The 2572-nt window shown below is 51.1% G+C and carries 3 protein-coding genes; 1 reads left to right on the top strand and 2 read right to left on the bottom strand.

Annotated elements, in window-relative coordinates:
* Positions 1-452 precede the first annotated feature (452 nt).
* Entirely contained in the window at positions 453-1196 is a 744-nt protein-coding gene (locus ACIQ2T_RS13125) for an SDR family NAD(P)-dependent oxidoreductase (protein WP_397591191.1), read from the top strand.
* 161 nt (positions 1197-1357) lie between these two features.
* Here the strand turns inward: ACIQ2T_RS13125 and ACIQ2T_RS13120 are convergent, their stop codons facing one another.
* Both ACIQ2T_RS13120 and ACIQ2T_RS13115 read right to left on the bottom strand, forming a co-directional pair.
* The gene (locus ACIQ2T_RS13120; RefSeq protein WP_397591190.1) at positions 1358-2428 is read right to left on the bottom strand and encodes a phosphotransferase; all 1071 of its coding nucleotides are present in this window, start codon (positions 2426-2428) and stop codon (positions 1358-1360) included.
* A gap of 31 nt (positions 2429-2459) precedes the next feature.
* On the bottom strand, positions 2460-2572 hold a 113-nt coding region (locus ACIQ2T_RS13115; RefSeq protein WP_397591192.1), incomplete at its 5' end, for an acyl-CoA dehydrogenase family protein.

Raw genomic sequence — 2572 nt, 5'->3', positions numbered from 1 at the left:
CGAGAAAAGATGCAGTTAGCTGGGATTAATTGACCAGCGATCCACTTACCCAAACGGATAGACCCTCCCGTTTCCATCTCTGACCGTCTGATTGCCCTCCGATATCCGAGCAGCCAAGCCTGATCATAATGCCTGTCGGTAACGCTTCTCCAGCATCGCTAGTCTACTCTCAAATGTCGGCGTGGCAACCAACAAGCGAACATGCGAGCATGATTGGATTGGAGAAGTTAGGCTATCAAGGCGGGCTCTTTAATGGCTTGAGAAAAAGACAAAATACTTAACATCGTATCTTGCACTGCTGCAGCATTGCCGCCTACGACAGTGTCCAAGGGTACGGATGATACCCAGCACAATTATGAAACGATGTGGCCAAGCTGGTCGGGCGGAGTAAGCCAAGACAAGTTCAGAGAGGCTGGGTTGGATTTTTACAAGCACCGGAAAAGGAGAAGCAAATGACAGGACAACTTGCCGGCAAGACGGCGATCGTAACTGGAGCCGCTAGCGGTATCGGGCTAGCCATTACGCGTCTCTACCTAGCTGAAGGCGCAGAAGTGCTTGCCGTGGATCAGCAGCGCTTTGACGCAGCGGATCTGCAAGCTAGCGACAAGCTCGCACTCCTCTTGTGCGACATAACGGCACCTGATGCAGCAGAGAATATAGTCGAAGCCGCGCTCTCTCGCTTCAGCAATATTGATATCCTCGTCAACAACGCTGGAATTTGCTTGCCGGGCACTGTTGAAGACCAGACGCCGGAAAGCTGGTTGAGAACTATGGAGGTCAACGTCACGGCACCCTTTATGATTACCCGTGCCGTCCTGCCGCATATGAAATTGCGCCGGTCTGGCCGGATCATTAATCTCGGTTCCATCATGTCAGACTTTGGTGGGCCTTCGCTCTGCGCGTACGGCACCAGCAAGCACGCAATTGCGGGCTTTACCAAATCACTATCTGCTGATCTGGGTAAATTTGGTATAACTGCAAATTATCTGCAGCCCGGCGCAATAATGACGCCATTGGCTGCTCCTTCTATGGCAGACCCTGCCTTCCGCGCTTATTGGGAAGAAAAAGCGCCTGTTGGTCGTATTGGGGAGGCGCACGAAGTTGCCGCTGCGGCTCTTTTTCTGGCAACAAATAGCGCTAGTTATGTGAGCGGTGCTGGTATCAAAGTATGTGGGGGGGCAATCTCACGGTTCTAATGCGTGAGAAAACGACTTGGCAGCGTCGGGATGGATGTGACGGTGTCCAATTCCCTTCACTTGGGTAAGGACCGCTTAAACCCCTTGGCTTTCGAAGCTAAGGTGGCATGATGAGAGACAAGCGACTGGAACCAAACCGTTACAGGCGCATAAGGCATCGCTCATAAGCAGGCCTCCATACTTTCACGGGCGAGAGCGACAAGTTTTGGAAAGCTTTTAGCGCGCTCTTTCGCGTGTGCGGATGCAGCTGTCCCGCGAATTACCCGACCTTTGATACCGTGGAAAATTGCGGCAAGTCGGAAAAAATTGAATGTTACATAAAAGGCGTAATCGGCCTCAGAAATCAACGCGCGGTCAGTGCGACGACAATATGCGGCCAGATAGTCTGCCTCACATGGAATTCCAAGCTCAGCTAAGTCAGCACCCCCTAACCCTGCTACGATGTCTGGGGGCATCCGGAACATCATCGCATGATAGGCGAAGTCGGCGAGCGGGTGTCCTAGTGTTGACAATTCCCAATCCAGAACAGCCAGCACACGTGGTTCTGTCGGGTGAAATATCATATTATCGCAGCGAAAATCGCCGTGAACGATGCTAGTCTCATCGTCGAGCGGAATATTAGCTGGCAGCCATTCGACTAATTTGTCCATTTCTGAATCCCGACCTGCATCGGCATCTTCAAGATACTGCTTCGACCAACGCGCAATCTGTCGCTCAAAATAATTACCTGGCCTGCCGAAGTCTGAAAGGCCAACCGCGGCGGGATCAATTCTATGAAGGGACGCAATGGTAGCATTCATAGCATCAAAATAGGCTGCGCGGCCGCCAGTTTCGACATCAGGAAATGTGGCATCCCAAAAAATACGCCCTTCAACCATCTCCATGATAAAAAACGAAGTGCCGATAATGCTATCATCTTCACAAAGACCGTAAACCTTAGCCACAGGAAAACTGGTAGTTCCAAGCGCTGATAAAATTCGCGCTTCTCGATCAACCGCATGTGCACCCTTTAACAAATCACCCGGTGGCTTGCGGCGCAATACGTACGACTTTGTATTCGTGATAAGCTTATAAGTCGGATTAGACTGGCCGCCTTTAAATTGTTCAACTGTGAGAGGCCCAGCAAAGCCTTCAACATTTCCAACCATCCAGGCGACCAATGCCTGCTCGTCGAACAGATGTTCTAACCTAACAGGCGTTGTGCCCATATTTGCATCTGTGCCCGTAATCATAAAATCAACTCCACAACCAAAACATCATCGGTCATTGGCGCAAAAGGTCCCGGCCAATAATCATACGCATAACCTGATTGGTCCCTTCAAGGATGGAGTGCACGCGCAGGTCGCGCCAGAAACGTTCAATCGGATAGTCGCGCA

Origin of the sequence: Sphingorhabdus sp., from assembly GCF_044357595.1 — a bacterium.
Classification (GTDB): Bacteria; Pseudomonadota; Alphaproteobacteria; order Sphingomonadales; family Sphingomonadaceae; genus Sphingorhabdus_B.
The sequence above is the reverse complement of the archived record's forward strand: the minus strand, read 5'-3'. Positions and strand labels throughout refer to the sequence as shown.

What these genes read in the sequence shown, in the direction of transcription:
- ACIQ2T_RS13125 (WP_397591191.1), top strand. Translation starts at nt 453, where the DNA reads ATGACAGGACAACTTGCCGGCAAGACGGCGATCGTAACTGGAGCCGCT.
- ACIQ2T_RS13120 (WP_397591190.1), bottom strand. Translation starts at nt 2,428, where the DNA reads ATGATTACGGGCACAGATGCAAATATGGGCACAACGCCTGTTAGGTTA.